The sequence below is a fragment of the Methylobacterium trifolii genome, from assembly GCF_022179685.1.
In the GTDB taxonomy this organism is placed as follows: domain Bacteria; phylum Pseudomonadota; class Alphaproteobacteria; order Rhizobiales; family Beijerinckiaceae; genus Methylobacterium; species Methylobacterium trifolii.
The window spans coordinates 1-1,080 of the sequence record NZ_BPRB01000299.1 but is presented as its reverse complement, the minus strand read 5'-3'; the positions used below and the strand labels follow the sequence as shown (position 1 = coordinate 1,080).

The following is a 1,080-nucleotide window of genomic DNA, read 5'->3' as shown; positions in this document are numbered from 1 at the left end:
CAGTTCATAACACGCTCTATGGTCCGGGACTTGGGGCCGGCCTTCCGCCGCTAGAGCGCACTCCGACGAAGTGGATACCGGTTCGTCGTGAAAGGGCGCGTCAAAACAAGGACCTAGAGCCGTGCCCGACCCAACGTGGTCGGGCACGGCTCTAGCCGCGTTATCCGGCCCATCGAGTTGCGCGCGATGTTCGGGGACGCTGATGACCTCCTCGGCTGAGGCGCCCGGCACGGCCCAAGCCATGCCCGGGTCCTTTGGTGACCTTCAACCAGGAAGATCGAGATGATCGAGCACTCAACTCTGCGCCGTGCGACGGCCGAACTCTTCGGGACATTCTGGCTCACCTTCGGGGGATGTGGGGCAGCGGTGTTGTCCGCGGCCTTCCCCGAACTCGGCATCGGTTTCCTCGGCGTCGCGTTCGCCTTCGGGCTGACCGTGCTGACGATGGCCTACGCGGTCGGCCATATCTCGGGCGGTCATTTCAACCCGGCCGTGACGCTCGGACTGTGGTCGGCGCGCCGATGCGCCAGCCGACACGTCCTGCCTTACGTCGTCGCGCAGGTGGCGGGCGCGATCCTGGCCGCAGCCGCCCTCTACCTCATCGCGTCGGGCAAGCCCGGCTGGGTGCCGAACGGCTTCGCCGCCAATGGGTACGGTGAGCTCAGTCCCGGCAAGTTCGACGTCGGCGCCTGCCTGGCGATGGAGTTCCTGGCGACCTTCTTCTTCCTGTTCATCATCATCGGCACGACCTCAAAAGGCGCGGCCGTGGGCTTTGCCGGTATTCCGATCGGCTTTGCCCTTGTCCTGATCCATCTGATCTCGATCCCGGTGACCAACACCTCCGTGAACCCGGCGCGAAGCACCGGTCCGGCCCTGTTTGCGGGGGGCGACTATATCGGTCAGCTCTGGCTGTTCTGGCTCGCGCCCATCGCCGGGGCCATGGTGGCGGGCACCTTCGCCCGCTGGTTCTACGAGCCGGCCGATATCGTCGAGACCGTGGTCGTCGAGAAGGTGGCGGCCGCCACAGTCTAGAGCGTGTTATGAACTTCTAGGGTCGGTTTTGCGTTTGGGTTTATGAGC

At 64.9% G+C, this 1,080-nt stretch carries 1 protein-coding gene; it reads left to right on the top strand.

Translation table 11 applies throughout. The features are described 5' to 3' along the window. Positions 1-285 precede the first annotated feature (285 nt). The gene (aqpZ, locus tag COGEMETH_RS22545) at positions 286-1,032 is read left to right on the top strand and encodes an aquaporin Z (RefSeq protein WP_238184934.1); all 747 of its coding nucleotides are present in this window, start codon (positions 286-288) and stop codon (positions 1,030-1,032) included. Positions 1,033-1,080 lie beyond the last annotated feature (48 nt).